Here is a 23,427-nt window from a genome sequence, read left to right on the forward strand (position 1 = left end):
GCTTGTCAGCTTGTCAAATTATAGAAAGTTATCAAGTCAACTTGTCAACTGGTTAACTTGCTGGCAAGCTATAGATGAGGACGGAAGGCTTTTATGATTACTGCGATCGCCAACCAAAAAGGAGGAGTCGCCAAGACTACCTCAACCATCGCCTTGGGAGGATTGCTGGCACAACAAAGCTCTTGTCTAGCCATAGATCTTGACCCCCAGGGGAACTTAACCACGGGGTTAGGCGTGGAAGTGTCAGACAACCAACTCACAACCTATGAAGTAATTACAGAGACTGCTGAGATTTTGGATGCAGTTGTAGCGACTAAATCTGGTTTAAGTCTACTGCCTGCTGATATCTCGTTAGCTAAGGGAGAAACGGAACTGCTGAGCAAGGTAGGCAACTTTTACATCCTTAAAGAAAGACTGGAGCCAGTTCTAGACCAATTTCAGCACATCCTGATTGATTGCCCACCAAGTCTGGGACTGCTAACTGTCAATGCTTTGGCTGCTGCCGATACGCTGCTGATTCCCGTCCAATGTCAGTTTTTTGCGCTCAAGGGACTGGAGGCATTGCTAGAAACGGTTGCGAGTGTTAAGAAGCGGCTGAATCCCCGCCTAAAAATTTTAGGTGTGTTGCCTACAATGGCAGAAAAAAACACGGTGATGACGCAGGATGTGATTAATACCTTGAAGCAACAATTAGAGGGAGTTAAGATCTTTGAGCCAATACCCAAGTCGGTGAAGTTTGCCGAGTCAAATTTAGCTGGAGAGCCAATTCACTTGTACAGCGGGGAGTGGAAACTGGTGCAACCGTATCGGGCAGTCGTTAAACAGATCGTAGCGGAGTCGTAGTTATGCCAAGAGAACGCAAGAGTGCTGGCGACAGAATTAACTTGCCCAAGACTAAAGCCGATGACTACTTTGATTCGGTTGAAGTTAAACCAGCTAACCAGTCAACTTCCAAGCAAGTCAACCAGTTAGCAAGCCAACCAGCCAGTAAGTCAATTAATAAAGCAGAAAGTCAGGATGCTAGCAAGTCAACAAGTCAACAAGCTGAGAAGTTAAGAAAAGCTACTTTCAAATTAAGTCAATCAGTCTTGGAGCAGCTAGACACATTTCACTTACAGTTGCAGATGAAACTGGGCAAGGCGAATGCACCCTACAAAGAAGTAATTGTCGAAGAAGCGATCTTTCAACTTCTTGAGCAGATGAGCGTTGACCGCGATTCACTCGTAGTAAGACTACAGGAAAGACAACGGCAAAGTAGAGGTTAAATCTACAGTAGCTCAAAGCAGCTTTCACTATGCCGCAAGTTTTGTAGGCGCGATTGCTCCCAGACCGCTTTTAAAAGAACTAAGGTTGACTACGCCAGCACTCAGCAATGCCTTGTAGCGCAGTGAGTTGACATCGCGTTCTAGCTAGCGCCAAAGATCCGTATTTATCCCCTGTATAACAAGACTTATTTGATTTTAAGCTCGAAGAATTTAAGGCTTCTGGGGTGATTTCGCCACCAAAATCTTCTGTCAATGCCTCTCCCCAATGAAGAGTAAATATTATTCACAGCGAGTAAGGAAAAAGTATCGACATGGTGCGACTGGAAGAATTGACAAAGGGTACTCAAGTTAAGGGCATCCTGCCAAACAGTCTTGTCACCATTGTCGATGCTCAGTGGCATGGCGCGGATGTTGTCGAACTGACGTATAAAGATGCTAGCGGCGCTCTCGGACATGAGTTGGTATTTCGCGATCGCTCACCGACGCTGGAAGTTGTCACCGCAGGAAGCCCCTGGAGTTTTACTGCCGATAGCGCTAACTTTCGTCTGGTATCGGAAGCCTATCGCATTCGTTTGGCGCATCTGTTCGACCCGCTGCTAGCCGTACATACATCGCTAGTAGAGCCACTACCCCACCAAATTACCGCCGTTTACGGCGAGATGCTAACTCGCCAACCCCTGCGCTTTCTACTAGCGGACGATCCTGGTGCAGGGAAGACAATTATGGCAGGATTGCTGATGCGGGAATTGCTGATTCGCGGTGATTTGCATCGTTGCTTGGTTGTCTGTCCTGGCAGTTTAGCCGCGCAGTGGCAGGACGAACTGTACCAAAAGTTTCACTTGCCGTTTGAAATTCTCACCAATGACCGGATTGAAGCCGCACGGACAGGGAATGCGTTTGCAGAGATGCCGTTGGTCATTGTGCGACTCGACAAACTCAGTCGAGATGACGACTTACAAGCCAAATTAGCGCAAACCGACTGGGATTTAGTTGTTTGCGATGAAGCGCATAAAATGTCAGCTTCGTTCTTTGGGGGTGAAATCAGAGAGACAAAACGCTACAAATTGGGCAAGTTGCTGTCAAGTTTAACCCGACATTTTTTATTAATGTCGGCGACGCCACACAACGGCAAAGAAGAAGACTTTCAGCTGTTCATGGCGCTACTCGATGGCGATAGATTCGAGGGAAGATTCCGCGATGGCGTACACGTTTCGGATACTTCCGACTTGATGCGGCGATTAGTTAAAGAAGATTTGCTGAAATTTGATGAAAAGCCGCTGTTCCCAGAACGCAAAGCCTACACCGTAGAGTACAAGCTTTCGGATTTGGAAGCGGTACTTTACAAGCGAGTCACTGATTACGTGCGCGAAGAATTCAACCGCGCTGATGCGCTCGGCAATGAAGGACGCAAAGGTACTGTCGGCTTTGCTTTGACGATCTTACAGCGTCGCCTAGCTTCTTCGCCAGAGGCGATTTATCAGTCGTTGCAACGCCGCCGCGAACGATTGCAAAAACGGCTGCGCGAAGAAGAATTGTTGAAGCGAGGCAGTAGCGCCAGTCTAGAATTTGGGCAAACTCTCGATTTGGAAGACATCGAAGACGATCTGGAGGATGTCCCCAGCGAAGAACGGGAAGCGAAAGAAGAGGAAGTTGCGGATCTCGCCACGGCATCGCGGACAATCGCCGAATTACAAACAGAAATTACTCTTTTACAAGAATTAGAACAATTAGCCCTGCAAGTCCGGCGTAGTGGCACAGATAAGAAATGGGAAGAACTATCGCAACTGCTGCAAAATATTTCAACAGGTAAAGATTTAGCGTACCAATGCAATCCACCAGAGTTTAACGACGAGACATTCAACGCTACGGGACATCGGCGCAAATTGGTAATTTTTACCGAACATCGAGATACCTTAAATTACTTAGCCGAACGGATTCGGACGCTACTAGGGCGGACTGAAGCTGTGGTGACAATTCACGGCGGCATGGGACGGGAAGAACGCCGCAAAGCTACTGATGCGTTTACCCAAGATATTGCAGTGCAAGTCTTAATCGCTACCGATGCCGCAGGGGAGGGAATTAACCTGCAACGAGCGCACCTGATGGTGAATTACGATTTGCCTTGGAATCCGAACCGTTTAGAACAGCGGTTTGGGCGGATTCACCGAATTGGACAAACCGAGGTATGTCACCTGTGGAATTTGGTTGCAAAGGAAACTCGTGAGGGGGATGTGTATTTGGCGCTGTTGAAGAAGTTGGAGATCGAACAAGCGGCACTGGGGGGAAAAGTATTCAACGTGTTGGGAAAAGCGATCGCCTCGGCGGAGTTGCGTCTCCTGCTGATCCAAGCGATTCGCTACGGCGATCTCCCAGAAGTAAGAGAACGGCTCAACTCTGTCGTACAAGACAAACTCGACCAACAAAGGCTGCGCAAAATTTTAGAAGAACGAGCTTTGGCACGCGATGCAATGGATATCGCCAAAGTGCAGCAAATCAAAACCGACATGGAACGCGCAGCAGCGCGGCGGCTGCAACCTCATTTCATTGCTTCTTTCTTCCTCGAAGCTTTTACACAGTTGGGTGGAACAGTACGACAGCGAGAACCCGAACGCTACGAAATCACTCACGTCCCCGCCGTTATCCGCAACCGAGGACGGCAAGTCGGTGTGGGAGAACCACTGCTGCGACGCTACGAACGCATCTGCTTTGCCAAAGAGTCGATTAGCATTCCAGGGAAGCCACTGGCAGCGTTCATCTGTCCTGGGCATCCCCTACTCGATGCGACAATTGACCTCATTTTGGAACATCACCGAGATTTATTAAAACAAGGCACCATTCTTGTGGATGACAACGACATGGGCGATAGTATCCGCGCCTTGGTTTACTTAGAACACGGGATACAGGATGCGCGGACGAATGCAAATGGAAGGCGGGTAGTGTCGCGGCGGATGCAGTATGTGGAAATTGATTCAGCAAGCAATACCCAAAATGCAGGCTATGCACCCTACCTCAACTATCGTCAACTGGCAGACGAAGAAAAGACTGTCATTGAACCCGTGCTAGAGGAATCTTGGCTGCGGCAGGATTTGGAATCGCAGGCGACGAGTTACGCGATTTCCCAGCTTGTTCCGCAACATCTTCATGAGGTAAGACAGCGCAAGGAAGAACTCATCGCCAAAACGATGGTCGCAGTCAAAGACCGACTCACCAAAGAGATTAATTATTGGGACCATCGGGCAGAAGACCTGAAAATGCAAGAATCAGCTGGCAAAGCAAATGCCAAGATTAACTCAACCAAAGCGCGGCAGCGGGCAGACGAATTGCAAGCGCGGTTGCTGCAACGGCTAGAGGAGTTGGAACAAGAACGCCGATTATCGCCCTTACCGCCAGTCGTGGTAGGAGGTGCGTTGGTAGTATCGCTGGGATTGCTGCAACGGCTACAAGGACAACACTCAGATACGGCGATGTTTGCTCAAGAAACGCAACGGGTAGAACGCGCAGCGATGGCGGCGGTGATGGCAGCAGAGCGCAAGTTGGGGTACGCACCAAAAGATGTCAGCCAAGACAAGTGCGGCTACGACATCGAGTCGCGCGTTCCTCAAAAGGAATTGCGGTTTATCGAGGTGAAGGGACGGATAGCAGGTGCAGCAACGGTGACGGTGACGAAGAACGAGATTATCACCGCCCTCAATAAGCCAAACGATTTTATCTTGGCGCTGGTGCAAGTACCGCAGTCAGAGGAAGTGACAGAAGAAGATTGTCAGGTACATGACGGCGATCTCGTCATTCGTTATCTAAGACAACCGTTTCACAAAGAACCAGATTTTGCAGTGACGAGTGTAAATTATGATTGGCACGAGTTATGGCAGCGGGGAACTGAGCCATTTTAGACATGAGATTAATCAAGTCATAAGTTTTTATAGAAGATGCCTATACTGAGGACAAGAGATTATAAAAATCAACTTTTATGACTCAAGAACTAATAGATTTAAAAACCAGCATTTTAGAGGGGCGCTACGACGACGCTTTAGCAATTGTTGATGAACTAGAAGGAATGAGTAAACAAGCAACCCTACGCACTATTGAATCTTTTCTTGTAAGGTTGCTAGTTCATCTCATTAAAAATCAAATCGAACACCGATTAACAAATTCGTGGATTGCTTCAATTTCTGATTCAATTATACAGATATCTAAATTGAATATTAAAGATAACAAAACCTCTTACTATATTAAATCAAATGAGTGGCAGCCTTACCTAGAAGAAGCTGTAGAAAGGGCAATTCGTCCAGCTAGTGTAGAAGTTTTAGACGGTCAATTAAAACCTAAACAAGTTTCTGAAAAGATAAATAGAAATCAGTTAATTCTGATAGCTCAAAAATTACTGGCACTAACCTATACTGTTTCAGCAAGAGATTTACCCGCAGCTATTGATACTGAGTTAGCTGAACTACCAGGCGGGGCAGATTAGCCGTGACAAACAGATAAAGACAAGTGCTTTCTCTTCCTTGTCGTTGTTATAACTGGTATGCCATTTACCTTTGTTCTGACAAAATTAATTTACTATAACGAGTAAGCGACACAGCTTTTATAATCTAAAGTTTAAACTCGAAAGAGTAAGAGGAGACAAATTATGAATGCTCACAAAATAGAAACAATTTTAACTGAAGATGGAACGCTAACGCTGCAAGGTTTGCCTTTTCATGCAGGTGATGTAGTCGAAGTCATTATTTTAGAAAGCCATATGCACCAGCATCAAGCGCCTGCACGTTCTTTAGAATCAAATCCTTATCCTCTGCGCGATACGCAGCCATACCGCTACGATGACCCAACAGAACCTGTGGCTTTAGAGGATTGGGAAGCGCTGAAATGATTCTACTTGATACCCATATTTGGGTTTGGTGGGTTGATGGAAATCAACGACTCACTCAACAACATCAGGAGTGGATACAACAATACCAGCTTCAAGGTTTGGGAGTGAGCATTTTTTCTTGTTGGGAAGTCGCTAAATTAGTAGAAAATAATCGGCTTATTCTATCCTGTTCAGTAAGTGAATGGCTAAAGAATGCTTTGGCTTACCCAGGGATGCAGTTATCGATTTGACGCAACCAATCGTACAATCGTAGTTGATTCAACACAATTAGTTAGTTTTCATCGCGACCCTGCTTACCAAGTTATTGTCGAGGCACTTTTTCTTAAATTATTAATAGTAACTGTATCAACTTAACCCTGTTACATGTTATAGATAGTAGGCTAGATTTTACTCAGCAAGTAGAAGATTTACCAATGGTTGCAAGTATTTCTGAATTTCAGATTCATTTATTGCATGGCTATCGTACAATTAGACTTACAATAAATGATAATAAAATTGTATTAGTTGGCGAAAATGGAACTGGAAAAAGTACTGTTGCTAATATTATTTATTACTTTTTAACGTGTCAGTGGAATAAAATTGCTGAATATGATTTTAAAGAAATTTCTGCAACTATTAACAACCAAAAAATTAATGTTACAAAGCAACAAGTCGATTCTTTTACTGAGCAAAAGAACCAAGTTTATACCTTCCGAAGATTCCCCCGCAGCGTACGGCAACGCTTAGAATTTTTAATAGCCGGACAAGATGCTACTCAACTGCTAGACAACAAAGATAGAATTAAATCTATTGCTGCTGAGTATGACTTCCCGTCAAGAGTGATTGAAGAATATTTTTTGGCAAAGTCAAGACAAGATTCTCCTAGTGACGAACACCTTAAAGAAAGCGAAAATAACATCAAAAAATTAATAAACTATCAGGTTTTATATCTTCCTACTTACCGCCGAATTGAACAAGATTTAAAAACCATATTTCCTGAGCTTGATTTAGAAGTTACTTCTTTATATGAAAAAGGTTATTATACAAGACGTAAGCAACAAAGTTACGTAGAGCTTATAGAATTTGGTATGGAAGATGTTGAAGCAACAATTTCTAATAAAATGGAAGAATTAAAAGATAACTTGAGAAATAGTCTAAACAATTTAACTGGTACTTATTTACGTGATGTGATCCGAGAGACTTATCAAACTGTAGATATAAATCAATTAAAAGAATTAGATGAATCTACAATAGATTACATTTTTGGTCGTATTGATGAAAAAGTCTTACCCAAACAATCCCAAAAGAGCTTGCGAGATTTTATTTTTGATATTAAAAGTAAAAAAAATATAAAAAGCGATAGAAAAAAAGTGATAGCTCACTTTCTTTTAAAATTAATTGATTTACAACACTCCCAAAACTCAAAAGAGCAGGACGTAAGAAACTTTGTAGAGGTATGCAACGAGTATTTAGTTGGGAAGAAAATTGTTTATGATTATACAAATTTCCAAATAGTTATAAATTTAAATAGAGAAACTGAAAACTATGAGCAATTAGAAATGCGCATGCTTTCTTCAGGAGAAAAGCAAATTGTATCCTTATTTTCTCATATTCACTTGTCAGAAATAACTGGGTACTTTGTCATTATTGATGAACCGGAGTTATCTCTTTCTGTTCCCTGGCAAAAACGTTTTTTACCAGATATTATTAAAAATGTGCATTGTAATGGTCTTGTTGCTGTTACACATTCTCCGTTTATTTTTCAAGATAATGAACTCAACGATTATACTCATAATTTAGAAGAATTTGTAGAATAAAAGTATGGGATTACTTGAAGATTTAAGAGAAGTATCTGCTGAGGCATCTGCTTACCAGGAATTTCTACTTCATTACAAACCAAAAGTTAAAACAATTCACGCATTCTTTGAAGGAAATGATGACTTATCTTTCTACAATGGTTTTATAGAGCAAATAATCTTAAGTCAGATAGATCAAACCTCATACACTTATTATCAATATTTTTGTGGAAATAAAGATAAAGTATACAAAGTTTATCAAAAAGTTGCACCACGTTTATGCTTAAAAAGCAGAGCATTTTTTTTTGTTGACAAAGACTTCTCTGATTTTTTAAGTGAGGCATATCCTTGTAGTGACAATATTTATGTTACAGACTATTATTCAATAGAAAATTTTTTAGTTACAAAGCGTATATTACAGAGAGTATGGCAGGAAATTTATCACATTAATAACACACAAATGTATTTATTGTTAGAAAATGCAGATTTAAGTTATGAGATAGTAGAAACTAAGTTTGTTCGAGAGCTAAGCAAGTTCTATTGTTGGATGACTTCAATAATAGCTTGGATTATCTATATAAGAAAAAAAGGTCAGAAACTGAATCTTAATAATGTAGATTTAGGCAAAATTTTTTATATTGACGACCACTTAGAAATTTTTAAAAAAGTCCCAAAACCATATCATTCAAAATTACAATATTTAGAGAAAGTTACTGGTGTTTCCACATCTAAAGGAGCATGGCTTGAAATTCTTTCGGAGGCACGGAAGCTCCGTAAAATATTTGGCTTAAACCCTAAAACTTATGTTCGAGGGAAATATGAATTGTGGTTTCTTGTTCAGTTCTTAGATAAGTTGGAAAAGTGCTTGCGTGATTTAATTAAAGGATATGGTAAACCTTTTAATGTGAGAACAAGAGTTTCTCAGGAGAATGCTATAGAAATATTGGGACCTCGCGTTTCGTGTCCCGATTCTTTAAAATTTTTTTTAATCAATCACAGGAATAATCTTACGTAAAACTATTTTTCTTTCATTTTTGGAAAGGCTTATATCTTAAGTTTGATTTACAGCATTCGTAGTTGCGTTGCTAACGAATTTGATAATTGAAGCTGCTCTTACGGTTCGTAGTTGCTTAGGAAAAACTGGAAATTGGTTGATTAATAACATCTTTTTAAAAACAGTGATTCTACTGAAGCATTCTTTACAATTTTTGGGAACTAGAAGAGATTTTATTAACAATTGCTTAAATATTCAGTATTTTTACGAAATAGCTTGCTAACAAGTTTTGGGAATGCTGTAAAAGTCCCAACCTATTTGTTAGACAAGTTGTAATGAATTCTCATGCAGGTAATCTCGATTCAAAGAATTCCTCGCATCCCGCTGTCTCTCCACCACTTTATCAGTCTCAACATTTAAATTCGACTCCATATAACTACGGATATCGCAAGAAGTTAATTGAAGTTTCTTTACCCCTCGAAGCAATTAACAAAGAATCAGCACGAGAAAAATCAATTCGACACGGGCATCCTTCAACTTTACATTTATGGTGGGCGCGGCGACCTTTGGCAGCTTGTCGAGCAGTCTTGTTTGCATCGTTGGTGGACGACCCTTCGAGCCATCCTGATCAGTTTCCTACAGAAGAGGCGCAGGAGGAAGAGAGGAAACGTCTATTTGCAATTATCGAACAATTGGTGAAGTGGGAAAATATTAATAATAAAGATATTTTAGACGCAGCTAAAGCAGAAATTCTTAAATCAACTAATAATAATCCACCACCTATACTCGATCCTTTTTGCGGTGGAGGTTCGATACCTTTAGAAGCACAAAGGTTGGGTTTAGAAGCACATGGCAGCGACCTCAATCCGGTAGCAGTTTTGATTACCAAAGCTTTAATTGAAATTCCACCTAAATTTGCAAATAAACCTCCTGTAAATCCAGATTCTCAAAGTAAAATCATCTTCAATCAAAAATCAAAAATCAAAAATCAAAAATCCCATTTCGGGGCGCAGGGATTAGCTGAAGACGTGCGCTATTACGGGCAATGGATGCGGGATGAGGCTTTTAAGCGCATTGGGCATCTTTATCCAGAAATTTTAGATTTTAGATTGCAGATTTTAGATTCTGAGTTGCAAGACGAAGCTGTTCAATCAAAAATCAAAAATCAAAAATCAAAAATCAAAGTTATTGCTTGGTTGTGGGCAAGGACGGTGAAATGTCCTAATCCTGGTTGTGGTACAAAAATGCCTTTGGTACGTTCTTTCGTCCTTTCGACCAAGAAGGATAAGCAAGCTTGGGTTGAACCGATTATTGACCGCAACCAGCAGCCACCTGTTGTAAGTTTTGAAGTGAAGACTGGTAAGGGTAAGCCACCAGAACCGCCGAAGACTGGGCGTGGTGCAAAGTTTCGTTGTTTAGCGTGTAGTCAACCAGCCGAAGACAAACATATTAAGGCTGAAGGTATTGCTGGACAAATGGGCGCACAACTCATGGCGATTGTGGCTGAAGGTAAACGTGGGCGAGTATACCTTGAACCAACACAACAACAGGAAGAGGTTGCACACAGCGCACAACCCATATGGTATCCCGATGCTCAAATTGCTGACGATAGGCGCTCAATGTTCACACCGCTTTACGGTTTGACTCACTTTCATCATCTGTTTACCCCACGTCAGTTAGTAGCCTTAACCACTTTCAGCGACTTGGTAAGCGAAGTACGGGAAAAGGTACTTATTGATGCTATAGCTGCTGGAATACTTGATGATGGTTTACCGCTTAATGAAGGTGGTATGGGTGCGACGGCTTACGCTGATGCAGTGGCGACTTATTTGGCGATCTCAGTAGATCGATTAGCCGACAGAAATTCAACTATTTGTTCATGGGATGTAGGCAGAGACAGTACCCGCAACACTTTTGCTCGTCAAGCAATTCCTATGACTTGGGACTTTGCAGAAGCAAACCCATTGAGCGATTCAACTGGTAACTTTATTGGTGCAGTTGATTGGGTAACAAAAGTTATTGAAATTTCTCCTTGTGGTGCTAAAGGAGTCGTCAAACAAATCGACGCAACCACATCAGATGCTTATACAAAATCAATCGTTGTCTCTACAGATCCACCCTATTACGACAACATCGGCTACGCTGACCTATCGGACTTTTTCTATGTTTGGCTGCGCCGTTCTTTAGGTTCAATTTACCCCGACCTTTTTACAACTCTACTCGTTCCCAAAACTCAAGAATTAGTTGCTACACCCTATCGTTTTGGGGGAGACAAACAAAAAGCCAAAGAATTCTTTGAAGCAGGATTAGGTCAAGTCTTTAAGCGAATGCGCGGTATGGCAAATGATGAATATCCGCTTACTATTTATTACGCCTTCAAACAAACAGAAACCGAAGCAACAGACGAAGATACTCATGATCTAGCAGTCGCTTCAACTGGATGGGAAACCATGCTCGAAGGACTAATTAAAGCAGGTTTTACTATTACTGGTACATTACCCATGCGAACCGAACTAAGCAACCGTACTGTTGCCAGTGGTACAAACGCCCTCGCTTCATCCATCGCCCTCGTTTGTCGCCCTCGCCCAGAAGCCGCACCATCCACCACCCGCCGCCAATTCGTCAACACACTCAAACGCGAACTTCCCGATGCTTTGTATAAACTGCAACAAGGCAACATCGCCCCAGTAGACTTAGCACAAGCCAGCATCGGTCCTGGTATGGCAATCTACTCTCGCTCTAGCAAAGTCTTGGAAGCAGACGGCAAACCAATGCGCGTGCGTACTGCCCTGCAACTGATTAACCAAACTTTAGATGAATTCCTCGCGGAACAAGAAGGCGAATTTGACGCTGAAACTCGTTGGGCATTAGCTTGGTTTGAACAGTACGCTTTTAGTGAAGGGTTGTTTGGCGATGCTGAGACGCTTTCCAAAGCTAAGAATACCGCCGTGCAAGGCATGGTAGACGCCGGTATCCTCGTTGCCAAGGCTGGGAAAGTGCGACTGCTGCGCCGCGACGAATTGCCCAAAGATTGGAACCCACATACTGACAACCGCCTCACCGTCTGGGAAGCAACACAGCACATGATTCGGGAATTACAAGACGGTGGCGGAGATCGCGGCGCGGCGAATTTACTCGCGCAACTGGGAACTATAGGAGAAGCCGCACGGGATTTGGCTTATCGGCTGTATAACATTTGCGACAGAAAAGGCTGGGCAGCTGAAGGTGTCGCCTACAACAGTTTGGTAATTTCCTGGTCAGATATTTCCCGTCTCGCTGCTGACAAGCAGGAAGCCACCCCAGTGCAACAAAAGTTGGAATTTTAGATTTTAGATTTATGAATGAGCAGGAATTTAAAAACAGGACGAAAAACTTGGCGCTACGGGTTATTCGCCTCATAGGAATGCTGCCTAAAAGCCAAGTTGCAGAAGTAATTGGAAAGCAGCTATTGCGTTCTGGTACGTCTGTAGGTGCTAATTATCGGGCTGCTTGTAGGGGCAAGTCAACTGCTGATGTTATTGCAAAGCTTGGCATTGTCTTGGAAGAGGCAGACGAATGCCTCTACTGGATGGAACTGTTAGTTGAATCAGAACTAGTACCCGCAGCTAAGCTAACAAATTTAATGTCAGAAACTAACGAGATTGTAGCCATGATAGTTGCTTCTATCAAAACCCTACGCAGCAAAACTAAAATCCAAACTCCCTAATCTAAAATCTAAAATCCAAAATATAAAATTTTCTATGACAATTAGTAACCGCGAACGAGTTGGCAGAGCCTTAGATCTGCTTAAAGATGGCTTATATCCTTTTGTAGAACGAGAAATGCGTTCCGTAAAAGGTGATAAGTGGTTAGTCGCTGCTACCCCTTTTGTCTCGGAAGACCGTACCTTGCGGCGCAGCGTCCAGCAAATCCTGAAGCAGGATATCTCAGAACTACTCAACCTGGTGTTGAAACTGTGGAACGATATATTTAGACAGACTCTGGGCAATGCAGAAAAAAATTTAATTGGGGAGTTAAAGGTAACGCGCAACTGTTGGGCGCACAACGATCCCTTTTCGACAGACGATGCCTACCGCGCCCTCGATAGCGTCTCGCGCTTGCTCACCGCCATTTCTGCACCCGAAGCCGATGAAGTTGACAAACAAAAACAAGAACTTCTGCGGGTACGCTTCACCGAACAGGCGCGTCGTGAAACTCGCCGCGCTACACTCCAACCCCTCGAAGGCAGTCCTACAGGCGGTTTAAAACCCTGGCGCGAAATTGTCACCCCGCACCAAGATGTTGCCTCCGGTCGCTACCAAGAAGCCGAATTTGCCGCCGACCTTTGGCAAGTTTACTTAGACGAAGGTTCGGATGAATACCGCGTCCCCACCGAGTTTTTCCGCCGCACCTACCTCACGGAAGGACTCAAGCAACTGCTGACAAATGCTTTAGTGCGTCTTTCTGGCAAGGGCGGAGATCCTGTCATCGAACTGCAAACCAACTTCGGTGGCGGTAAAACCCACGCCATGCTTGCCCTGTATCACCTATTCATGGGAGTCCCTGCGTCCCAGCTACCAGGATTAGAACCCGTACTGGAAGCAGCAGGTATCATGCCTCCTGCAAAAGTCAACACGGCGGTTTTGGTAGGCAATAAAATTTCTCCAGGTCAGCCCCAACGTAAAAAAGATGGTACGGTTGTGCGGACACTTTGGGGTGAATTAGCTTGGCAGTTGGGTGGTAAAGAAGGCTACGCGATGCTGCGCCAAGCCGACGAAACCTCAACTAACCCTGGCGATACGCTGCGACTGTTATTTAACCGTTATGCGCCCTGCCTGATTCTCATCGATGAATGGGTAGCTTACGCCCGCCAACTGCATGAAAAGAATGACTTGCCAGGGGGCAGCTTTGACACGCACTTTACCTTTGCTCAAACTTTGAGCGAGTCCGCCAAAAATGCCGAACGAACTTTGCTAGTCGTGAGTATTCCGGCTTCTGATAACGAAATTGGCGGAGATCGCGGCAAACAAGCCTTGGACCGCTTAAAAAACGCGATTGGCAGAGTCGAATCACCTTGGCGTCCCGCAAGTGCTGACGAAAGCTTTGAAATTGTGCGGCGGCGGTTGTTTCAACCGATTACCGACCAAAGTGCCTTTGTTGCCCGCGATGCGGTCATCCGCGCTTTTGGGGAAATGTACCAAACCCAATCACAGGAATTTCCTAGCGATTGCCGCGAAGTTAGTTACAAGCGGCGATTAGAAAATGCCTATCCCATCCATCCCGAACTGTTTGACCGACTTTACACCGACTGGTCGAGCTTAGACAAGTTTCAACGCACGCGCGGTGTCCTCCGGTTAATGGCAAAGGTGATTCATACGTTGTGGGAGGAACAGGACAAGAGTTTGTTGATTATGCCTGCCAACGTGCCGATGGATGACGGACAGGTGCAAGCGGAGTTAACTCGCTACCTCGAAGACCACTGGGTTCCAGTCATCGAAAAAGACGTAGACGGAGAGAATTCGCTGCCGCTAGCCGGAGATCGCCAAAATCCCAACCTAGGACGTTACTCTGCCTGTCGCCGCGTCGCGCGTACGATTTACCTCGGTTCCGCGCCTACGCTGCGGGCAGCCAATCGCGGCTTAGAAGACCGGCGGATTAAACTTGGTTGCGTCCAACCAGGAGAAAGCGTAGCGACTTTTGGCGATGCTTTGCGCCGCCTCACAGACCAAGCGACACACCTCTACGTTGATGGCAGTCGCTACTGGTTCTCGACTCAACCTAGCGTCACCCGCCTCGCGCAAGACCGCGCTGACCAACAGGATCGGGATAAAGTGTGGGATGAAATTACCCGCAGATTAAAGGCTGACAAGCAACGCGGTGAATTTGCGGGAGTTCACATAGCCCCCGACTCGAGTGCTGACGTGCCTGATGAAATGGCTGTCAGGTTGGTTGTCCTAGGACCGCAGTATCCGCATAAAAGTAAAGAAGCTGAGACTCCAGCCCGCACTAGAGCCGAAGAAATTCTACAACATAAAGGGGCGAGTCCCCGATACTGCAAAAATATGTTGCTATTCCTCGCACCCGACAAGGCTAAACTCGAACTTTTAGAACAGTCGGTTTGCCAATACCTCGCCTGGGACTCGATTGTGCGCGATAAGGAAGCCCTGAATCTGGACGTATTTCAAAGCAATCAGGCGACGACCAAACAACAGCAAACTGACAAAGATGTGAGAAGTTTAATTCAGGAAGCTTATATTTGGCTCATCGTACCGACGCAACATGACCCCCACGAGGCAATTGAGTGGCAGGAAATTCGGCTGCACTCATCAGACTCACCGATATTACAAGCGAGTCGCAAAGCGGTACACGAGGAACATTTAATGACTAACTATGCTGCCAGCCGTCTTTGCCTGGAAGCGCTCGACCCTTATCTATGGCGGGATGTTAACCACCTCGACCTCAAGAAGCTGTGGGAGTATCTAGCGTACTACTTGTACTTGCCGCGCCTGCGCGACGAAAAGGTGTTACAGCAAGCTGTGGAGTCGGGAGTAGCAGAATTACTTTGGCATGAAAACTTTGCTTACGCTAATAGCTGGGATGAATCCAAAGGACGTTACCTGGGCTTAACAGCAGGCAAGCACATTAATGCTACCCTCAGCAGTCAATGTCTAATTGTGAAGCCAGAAATAGCGCAACGGCAGTTTGAAGCAGATAGAGCCGCTGCTACAACAATAACAATTCAGACACCACAAATTGAAGACGTAGGGAACGGAGAACGCGAGGTAAAAGACCAGGAACAGGGAATAGGACGTAAAAGACCAGGAACAGCGGAAAAAACAGGTATCTATGACCCATCACCTATTTCCTCTCATGCAGCCCCACCAAAACGTTTCTATGGAGCAATTCAGTTAGATGCTTTGCGCCTACGGCGCGATGCCGGACAGATAGCTGATGAAGTCATTCAACACTTCACTAGCTTGGTAGGCGCAGAAGTCGAGATTACTCTAGAAGTTCAAGTGAGAATCCCAGATGGTGCGCCTGACAATGTGGTTCGTACCGTTACCGAGAACTGTCGAGTTTTGAAATTTACAACTCAAGAATTTGATGACGAATAATGATTCTGTATCATCATTCACAACCGCCATCGATTGATTAGTAGTCACGCTCGCCTTTGTGTAGCAATGGAGAAATTTTGGTCGTTAAGCAAATCAATGGTTATAAAAGCCTATCATTTCCAGTATTTCGTTACTCGTTATCAGTTGAAGTAGGCTTCATTCGCAAGCCTGCTTAACTGTCCTACTATCAACGCTCATCTTACCAACCTCTAGCTAGTCCTTCCTGTGCGGTTTGTCGCACAAATGCCTCAGCATCAGATTGAGCTAGAGTTTTGAGAATGGTTAAGGTTTCAGGGTAATCTCTCCAACCTCTAGCTAGCTCTTGCACTGCTACTTGTCGCACAAATGCATCTTCATCGTGAGCGCATGTCTTAAGCCAAAGAAAGGTGTCAAGCTGATCTTTCCAGACTGTTGCAATCGCAACAACGGCTTGATTGCGAACACGGGTGATTTCTGTGAACTCTCCTAATGTAAGTAGTTCATCACAATCTCGTTCCTCAACTAAACCCTTTAACTTGTTCAGTAGCCTATTAGCCGTTGGTGAGATCGCAGCTTTATTTCTTACCTCTGAAAGACAATCAGCTGCAAACAAAACGTTATTAAAATATTCAATTTCACCATCTAGTTCATCCTCGTTAAGAAGATAATCAATTATTTCGCCTGCAAACCTTTCACCGATCATTCCTACAATTAAACGTAGAACTTCGTGCCAAGATTGATCTACATCCTGCCAGTGTTTGCCAAAGACTTCTGTTTTCAGTTGTTCTATCGAAATTTTTCGTTCTTTCTCAAATTGCCAGACAAACTCCCAGGCACAGAAGTATTCTAAGAAAGTACGATGCACAAAGGCGTAGTAATCTGCACCCATGAAACACAAAATAAAGTTACGAGTCCGCAGTTGATTAATCATCAACCTAGCAACGGCTCTAGCGTCACTGACTTCTATAGTTTTCAAATAATCAGTCAAGATTGTTTTTAACTCATCGTCACTAATCAAATTGCCAGCTAAACCTTTCTCATTGGCTTGCATATAGTAAGCAACCTGACGTAACATCGCCTGCTTGTCTTTATAGTCAATTGTTTTAGGATCTAGCCTCTGATCTTCCACCAAAGCTCGTTCTACATCCCATTGATGCAGAAGTACTCGCGATGCTTGGTTATAGAGTTCTGGGCGATCGCGTGGCAATTCCTGATTGCGGTTGAGAATCGCCATCATTGTTAGCAGCAAGGGGTTTCCAGCCAGTTCTCGAATCGATGAGGATGAGTCAATTGCTGTTTGCAGGCGTTCGCGTTTTCTAACTTTGTCAGCCTCATCTTTGAAAGTTAAATCATGCCAACGATTAATAAAGTCCTTAATTTGTTCTGACTCTAAATCTTGCAGCATGAAGTGACGGAATTCGGCATCTCGCAGGGCTTGAAACTTGTAGCCAATTACACGAGAAGTCACGATTACTCGCACTTTGGGATAGTCATTAGTGAAGCGAATAATATCTTTAATTACATCTTCTCGTTTTCCTAAATCGAACACCTCATCTAAACCATCAAACATAACGATGGCATTACCAGCTTCTAGCCTTTCATGCAGTTGATGTTGATTGAGACGACAAACGATGCCACTGCCTTGATGGAAAAACTCTAGAAAATCCTTGCATTGCTGGCAGTCCCAGTTACGGATATAGGTGCGTAACTCAATTAGCAAAGGAATTGGCTGCAAAGATAAATCTTTAAGCGGCTGCTCTGCCCACTTTAGCGCTAGATATTGTAGCAAGGTGGACTTTCCAGAGCCTGGATCGCCCAAAATCGTCGTACGTAGCGGCACACGACCCTGCGCCCCTACAATACCGTATGCCCCTACCCTGTCTTCAACAATCTCTAATACTGAGCGGATTGGTTGTTGATGATAAATTTCTTTGTAGCGTTCTAACTCCTCTGGAGAGATTTTTGCTTCTAGTTGGTTACTTTCTCTTAGACGTTTTTGATGCTCTTTAGGAATTTCGTGGATCTGTGGCAAAATCTGATGCATTTCACGCACATTCTGCACCACAAACATTCGCCATAATTTCAATTCGTTATAAGCATAACCACTTGTATCTAAACTCTCTAATTTGAGATTGCCGTATTGCTCTTGAATTCCTTCCCGATAGCGTTTCAAGTCAAAATCTGGTATAATTCCAGCAATTTCTTCATTAGTTTTCTTAATACTTTCTAGATTTTGTGAATCAAGAATAGCTCGTAAATCTTCTGACTCCCAGAGAAGTTCTTGAACTTTTCTGAGATACTGATCCGTAATTGCTTGCCAATTAAACTTAGGCGGCAGAGGTGGTAAATGAAGACTATTCCAAGTGTCTTCTAGAGTTTTAGCATCTAGAGAATCACAATCAGTATCAAAACCCTTACTAAGTATTTCTTTAACAGACTTGTTGTCAATAAATTGCTTGAGTGCGTTGGTGTATTGCTTAATTTCAGCTTCAGGTAGTCTACGAAACTTCAACTCCTGCTGCACCAGTTGCAAAAAGTCCTTGATAGCTTTACCACTAGCAACTGTTCGAGGATCTTTTTCGCGTAGCAGAACGTGTTTAAGCGAATCTTTGAAGAAATCTTTGACAAAATCTTTTGCTGCGTCTTTTGTCAGTTCTTCCAAAATGGGCTTAAAAACAAACCCAACGGCGTTAGCAACTCCCCAGACAGCTAACCAGTCCACCATCATACTCGCATCCGCGTAGTTTTGTTGGCTACCAGTATAACCAGTGCGCTTGCCCTATTTGTAACGGCTTGGAACAAGCGCTTGCCTTTATCGTGTTTGTTTCTAGAATGGGTTTGGAATTAAAATTGAAGCCAGCCGCCTGAGCATCATCCGAATCATTGCAGCATAGATGAATGCTTCTAAACTAGCATGCAGGTATTCATAGTATTTGCTCAGCCGTCAATGCCGACCTAACCAAAAGTCCACTCCAACACTCAACACCGTGGCAGTAGTTGAAAACCCTTGATGTCGTCACAGTGCCGGACAATCTCCAACCCCCAGCTGACATAAGCCTTCACCAATTCTACCAACTGGTCTTGATAGCCAGTGTCCGCCCAAATAAGAATCTAAGTGCCATGCAATCGCTAAAACTTATGCATAGTCCAGTAGCATTTGGTACCTCAAACCTACAGACTAAATCCTCGGCTAGTCTTCCGTTCGGACTCTCGCTGCTGCTGTTGCTGTGGCTCCAGATTAAACATATTTTTTAGCTCTTCGTTCCAGTCTTTAGCTTTTGGGTTCTTGCGTACAGCATTGGGCAACTGCTCCATTACCCGAAGCGCCATCAAATTACCAGGCTGGTCATTGTCATAAGCAACGATGACTGATTTATTCGGTAGCGTCCGTAAAAATTGAACCGGAATCTGACCCGCACCATCCGTAGATAAATAAATTGTTTTGCGCGAGTCGGTACGGTCTAACACCGCAAACGACATCGCATCAATCGGCGACTCAACCAATACTGCTCGTTGAATTGGATCTTCTGATTGTCCACCTCTTTTGAAGTGAAACCATCCAGCACTTCGTTTAGAGCCAAGCGCTAACCCTTTAAAAGTATTCTCGACTCCGGCTGTACCTCGTAGTGTTGCACCAGTGATTGTTTCCTTATCCAAAGCGCGACGAATAAACACCACATTTTGTTTGTCATCTGCATAAATCAATCCAGAGTCATGCAGATTATCTACTAAACTACTTGGCAATCTGCGTTCGCGAGTCAGATAGGTTTTCACTACCTGCCATTTGCTTTCGTCGGGGACGGGTGGAGTGAATTGAGGAACGGGTTCGGTTTGAATAATCGCTCGTGTTTGATAACTAACCGCCTCAAGCGTTGCTCGTTCGCCAAAGCGGTCGTTTAACCACGCTACTGCAACTTTAAAGTTACAAGCGTTGACGTGCATTACTAAGTCAATTGCACCGCCACCTCCCTTGAGGTGCTGCCAGTCATAAAACTTGCTACCTGTAATATTAATAATGTGGTTTTCGTGCTGCCACTTGTGCTTGTCTTTGGGGTCGGGGTCTAAACCTAGTTCGTAGGTAACTTGTTCGAGTGGAATATCTCGAACTTTATCTGCTAGCTCCTGATATTTGTTTTTCCAGACCCGTGCGTTTTGTTCGGCTGCTTGTGCCAGGCGTTCTAGTTCAAGGACTCGCAGCTTTGAGCGTTCTAACTCTCTTGCCAGTGACTTAGAAGTCTGCTCCATCTGTGCGCTGTCATTGATTGCGCGTTGACGGTCGGCAACAAGCTGCTGCATTGCGGAGATGTCGAGGGTAGCATCCGGTGAGGAATGAATAGCGGCGTAATATTTACTGATTTCTGTATGCTTGGCACGGCTGCCTTTGATGCCGCGCTCTAGTCCCAAGGGTGCCATTGCAGTGGCGAAATCATCTTGCAGTTCAGATAGGCGATAGCGACTCCCACCGAGTAATGCTCTACAGTTGAGCTTCCCTTTCTCATCCAGTGGCACCAGATAGGCGTGAATATGTGGCGTGGATTCGTCTAGGTGAAGTTCGGCTCGGACAATGCGTTCGCCGTAGCGATTGAGCAGCCATGCACAGGCATGATGCTGAAAGTCTTCAAGTCTCTTTTGCTCATAGTATCCTGCTAACCCTGGGTGATCAGGACGAAAGTATTCGGGGCTAGCGGTCAACAAAAACTCGACGGCAAGGACAGCATTCTTACGAATCGTTTGATTGCCAATGTGCTGCCGCACTAGAGTTTCTAGGTCTGGAGCGTCGGGGCTATCTGGTTCTCCGATAATGCGGATGTGCTGACGAGTTGGGTCGGCGTTGGGCGTTTCTTGTTTTCGGCTAGTGTGTTTTGCCGACCTCCCGACTGCACCTGCTTTGAGCTTTTGAATTCGACAAATCCCGTATGCCATGCTTCTTTCCCAGCAGCTATACTACTATCTATGCCGCGCACGCGCCTGCGGGATGTAACCCCAAAGCTATGGCTCGCACGCGAGTCTGGGTGTACCCCCGGAGGGCGAATGGAACAATTTTGAGCGCAGCGACCCCTTTGGGGCAAAATTGTGGAGTGAGTCATCACAATATAAATTACTTACTGAAGGTCTAGCAGTAGCTCCGAGGGAGTCAAGACAAACGGCGCTCCTGGGAAAGAGAATTGGGGACAGAACTCAGCCTAGTTGAATATGGCGATTGAGAAGTTTGACTAAGTAATGAAGAAATCTTACTGCACTTACCGCTAGTTATGGCACTATGCGTGTATTAAGAATAGTAAGAATATTGGTAGGAGACTTGAAAATGGCAAGTGCTAAACCAAACCAGAAAATTAGCTTTGAGAAGTTAGAAGCCACGTTAGTAAAGCTGGAGCAACTGGAAGAGAAGGAAAAAGAAGCGCTAACACTACGCGAGAGTATTTACTTTCTGCGGGATAAACTTACAAGTGCTTTGAAGAAGGGGTATAGTTATCAAGACTTATCTGATTTACTCGAAGAACAAGGGATATTAGTTTCCGCAGCCACTCTGAAACAATATTTAACAGAAAGCAAGAAAGAAACAGCGAAAGGAAAGCGAGGAATCAAGTTAGGGAATAAGCGAAGTTCTCCTAAAGTCCCAGAAACAGAGAAAATAACATCTGTTGAGGATGAGACACAGAAACAAGACAAGACTGTAGAAAGCTTTTCAAAAGTAGCAAGTGAAGAAAATCAGCAAACGAGTAAAGCGAGTGACACAAGAAATTTTATAAAAGACGGAGTAAAATTACATCAAGAAATTAATCAACCAGGATTAGAAGAGAATCAGCAAAGTAATAGAAAGCCTGCTAGAAGTAAGTCAAGAAAAGTTACTAGCTCAAATCCAGATTTGTCGAGTGAGTTTAACCAGTATTAAGGTAACAGCTTATGGCAACCATTCATGTGGGGGGTGGGGAAAAAGGCGGGGTAGGTAAGTCTCTCGTAGTACGGACGCAGATTCAGTATCACTTGGATAAAAATAAGCCGTTTGTAGCGGTAGAAACAGATAGGTCTAACCCTGATGTAGCTGGGGTGTATAAGGGGTTATGTCAATATGCTGTATTCACTGAGAATGAAAAACAGGCAGACCTTGCAGATAGAATCTTTGAAATGGCGATGGAGAAGCCAGTAATTGTCAATTTAGCGGCTCAGTCTCACCGAGCAGTTAAAAACTGGATTGAGAGGAATCACTTATTGGAGTTGGGTGCTGAGCATGGGGTGAGGTTTTGTAATTGGTTTGTCTGTAATGGTGGCTATGACAGTCTCAACTTATTTACTCAGTCATTAACGAGTTATGACTCTAAAATGCAGCATATCTTGGTGAGAAACTGGGGGGTGTGTGATGACTGGGAACACGTTGATGAAGATATGCAAATACAAAAAATAATAAAAAAGTATAAGGTTAAGATTATAGATTTTCCAAAGTTGTCTTATAAAGAAAGAAATATTATTGACCAGAAACGACTGAGTTTTGCGGAAGCACGGGAATCTAAAGAGTTTGGGATTTTAAGTCAACAACGGATAGCTAATTTCTTAAAGAGCGCTTATGCAGCTTTTGACTCTACGGGGGCTTTTAAGTGAAAAAGTTAAGTCAAAAGGCTAAAGAAGTCTTAGATATTTGTTTAGCAGCCGAGTCGCCTGAAGTTAAGGCTAGGGTGTATGAGATTCTGGAGGTGAGTGAACTTGATTCATCTGACCCGATGTTTCTGGTGCTGGCTTTGACTGGACAGATGCGAGTTTTGCTCGAAGCGGCTCCGGCTGATTTGGCGAAACTTTTGCATGATTGGCGCTCGACTTCAGCGCGTAGCCTTGTAGAGATTCAACAGGCGATTACACAAGTCAAGGCAACGCAACAGCAACAAGCTAATACTCTTAAGAAGACGCTTGAGAGTGTTGCTAATGGGTATGTCAAGGGGATTAAAGAGGCGGGGATGGCGACAACTTCGGCAATCGCCGCCGCGAATAGCGAAACCTTATCGCAAGCACGACTGGCAACACAAAGCGTGGAGGAATTGAAGGATGAAGTCGTGGCACTTTGCACGAGCGTTGAAGCGGACAGGCGCACAAATGAAGATGTTTTGAAAGTTTTGTTGGGGCGAATTGGGCAGACAACTGGGGGGCTGGAGACGGCGAGTGCGCAGATTAATTCTTCGCATCTAGCTCTTAAGGTGCTTCAGCAGAATATAACTTGGATTAAATTTGCTGATTGGTTTTCGCCGCTGGCTGCTTTGGTGATTGTATTGTTGATTGGTGCGGGCGGTGGCTGGTGGGCGATGTCGCTTAAGTATAATGATTCGGTTAATGTCTTGGGGCGCAACTTGGTGGAATGGAATATCGAGCGGATTGTCAAGTGCCAAAAAGATAATAATCCTAAATGTACGGTTTGGATTGTGCCGCCAGAAGAAAGAAAGTAATGGAGAATCACCCCTCAGAG

The 23,427-nt window shown here is 44.2% G+C and carries 16 protein-coding genes and 2 pseudogenes; 14 read left to right on the forward strand and 4 right to left on the reverse strand.

What is annotated here, in order from left to right; genetic code table 11:
* Positions 1-93: 93 nt before the first annotated feature.
* The gene (locus tag GLO7428_RS25530) at positions 94-843 is read left to right on the forward strand and encodes a ParA family protein (RefSeq protein ID WP_015211452.1); all 750 of its coding nucleotides are present in this window, start codon (positions 94-96) and stop codon (positions 841-843) included.
* Positions 844-845: 2 nt separating this feature from the next.
* Positions 846-1,265, forward strand: a complete 420-nt coding sequence (locus GLO7428_RS25535; RefSeq protein WP_015211453.1) for a hypothetical protein — start codon at positions 846-848, stop codon at positions 1,263-1,265.
* A gap of 79 nt (positions 1,266-1,344) precedes the next feature.
* On the opposite strand, the gene GLO7428_RS28165 is transcribed toward GLO7428_RS25535, so the two are convergent.
* Positions 1,345-1,518 carry a hypothetical protein gene (locus GLO7428_RS28165; protein WP_155824137.1) on the reverse strand — a complete coding sequence of 58 codons (174 nt, stop codon included), beginning with the start codon at positions 1,516-1,518 and terminating at the stop codon, positions 1,345-1,347.
* A 58-nt stretch (positions 1,519-1,576) separates the two neighbouring features.
* Here GLO7428_RS28165 and GLO7428_RS25540 point away from each other — a divergent pair, with 58 nt between their 5' ends.
* From GLO7428_RS25540 to GLO7428_RS25580, 9 genes and pseudogenes are all read left to right on the forward strand, one after another.
* Positions 1,577-5,155 (forward strand): helicase-related protein, encoded by a 3,579-nt coding sequence (locus GLO7428_RS25540; RefSeq protein ID WP_015211454.1) that lies wholly within the window; start codon positions 1,577-1,579, stop codon positions 5,153-5,155.
* Between the two features lie 77 nt (positions 5,156-5,232).
* Positions 5,233-5,733 (forward strand): DUF29 family protein, encoded by a 501-nt coding sequence (locus tag GLO7428_RS25545; RefSeq protein WP_015211455.1) that lies wholly within the window; start codon positions 5,233-5,235, stop codon positions 5,731-5,733.
* 162 nt (positions 5,734-5,895) lie between these two features.
* The gene (locus GLO7428_RS25550) at positions 5,896-6,135 is read left to right on the forward strand and encodes a hypothetical protein (RefSeq protein WP_015211456.1); all 240 of its coding nucleotides are present in this window, start codon (positions 5,896-5,898) and stop codon (positions 6,133-6,135) included.
* A pseudogene (locus tag GLO7428_RS25555) lies at positions 6,132-6,444 on the forward strand (type II toxin-antitoxin system VapC family toxin); the annotation flags it as partial. The gene GLO7428_RS25550 and the pseudogene GLO7428_RS25555, both read left to right, overlap by 4 nt.
* 104 nt (positions 6,445-6,548) lie before the next feature.
* Complete coding sequence (locus GLO7428_RS25560) at positions 6,549-7,931, forward strand: AAA family ATPase (RefSeq protein ID WP_015211458.1); 1,383 nt, start codon at positions 6,549-6,551, stop codon at positions 7,929-7,931.
* Between the two features lie 4 nt (positions 7,932-7,935).
* Complete coding sequence (locus tag GLO7428_RS25565; protein WP_015211459.1) at positions 7,936-8,925, forward strand: DUF4435 domain-containing protein; 990 nt, start codon at positions 7,936-7,938, stop codon at positions 8,923-8,925.
* Between the two features lie 314 nt (positions 8,926-9,239).
* On the forward strand, positions 9,240-12,230 hold the full coding sequence (locus GLO7428_RS25570) for a DUF1156 domain-containing protein (RefSeq protein ID WP_015211460.1): 2,991 nt from the start codon (positions 9,240-9,242) through the stop codon (positions 12,228-12,230).
* A gap of 11 nt (positions 12,231-12,241) precedes the next feature.
* The gene (locus GLO7428_RS25575) at positions 12,242-12,610 is read left to right on the forward strand and encodes a four helix bundle protein (protein ID WP_015211461.1); all 369 of its coding nucleotides are present in this window, start codon (positions 12,242-12,244) and stop codon (positions 12,608-12,610) included.
* Between the two features lie 34 nt (positions 12,611-12,644).
* Entirely contained in the window at positions 12,645-15,998 is a 3,354-nt protein-coding gene (locus tag GLO7428_RS25580; protein ID WP_015211462.1) for a Swt1 family HEPN domain-containing protein, read from the forward strand.
* A 199-nt stretch (positions 15,999-16,197) separates the two neighbouring features.
* Here the strand turns inward: GLO7428_RS25580 and GLO7428_RS25585 are convergent, their stop codons facing one another.
* The 3 genes and pseudogenes from GLO7428_RS25585 to mobV all read right to left on the reverse strand — a co-directional run bounded on the left by GLO7428_RS25585 (position 16,198) and on the right by mobV (position 20,900).
* Entirely contained in the window at positions 16,198-18,705 is a 2,508-nt protein-coding gene (locus tag GLO7428_RS25585; RefSeq protein WP_015211463.1) for an NACHT domain-containing protein, read from the reverse strand.
* Positions 18,706-18,804: 99 nt separating this feature from the next.
* Positions 18,805-19,085 (reverse strand): annotated as a pseudogene (locus GLO7428_RS29335) (IS5/IS1182 family transposase); the annotation flags it as partial.
* Between the two features lie 63 nt (positions 19,086-19,148).
* Entirely contained in the window at positions 19,149-20,900 is a 1,752-nt protein-coding gene (gene mobV, locus GLO7428_RS25590; protein ID WP_015211464.1) for a MobV family relaxase, read from the reverse strand.
* Positions 20,901-21,282: 382 nt separating this feature from the next.
* On the opposite strand from mobV, the gene GLO7428_RS25595 reads away from it, so the two are divergent.
* The 3 genes from GLO7428_RS25595 to GLO7428_RS25605 are packed head-to-tail and all read left to right on the forward strand — an operon-like array spanning position 21,283 to position 23,407.
* Positions 21,283-21,870: a hypothetical protein gene (locus GLO7428_RS25595; protein WP_015211465.1), complete on the forward strand. Its 588-nt coding sequence runs from the start codon at positions 21,283-21,285 to the stop codon at positions 21,868-21,870.
* 11 nt (positions 21,871-21,881) lie between these two features.
* Positions 21,882-22,574 (forward strand): mobilization protein MobD, encoded by a 693-nt coding sequence (locus tag GLO7428_RS25600; protein WP_015211466.1) that lies wholly within the window; start codon positions 21,882-21,884, stop codon positions 22,572-22,574.
* Positions 22,571-23,407, forward strand: a complete 837-nt coding sequence (locus GLO7428_RS25605) for a DUF6753 family protein (protein WP_015211467.1) — start codon at positions 22,571-22,573, stop codon at positions 23,405-23,407. Before GLO7428_RS25600 ends, GLO7428_RS25605 begins: the two co-directional genes overlap by 4 nt.
* Positions 23,408-23,427 lie beyond the last annotated feature (20 nt).

Origin of the sequence: Gloeocapsa sp. PCC 7428, assembly GCF_000317555.1 — a bacterium.
Lineage (GTDB): Bacteria > Cyanobacteriota > Cyanobacteriia > Cyanobacteriales > Chroococcidiopsidaceae > Chroogloeocystis.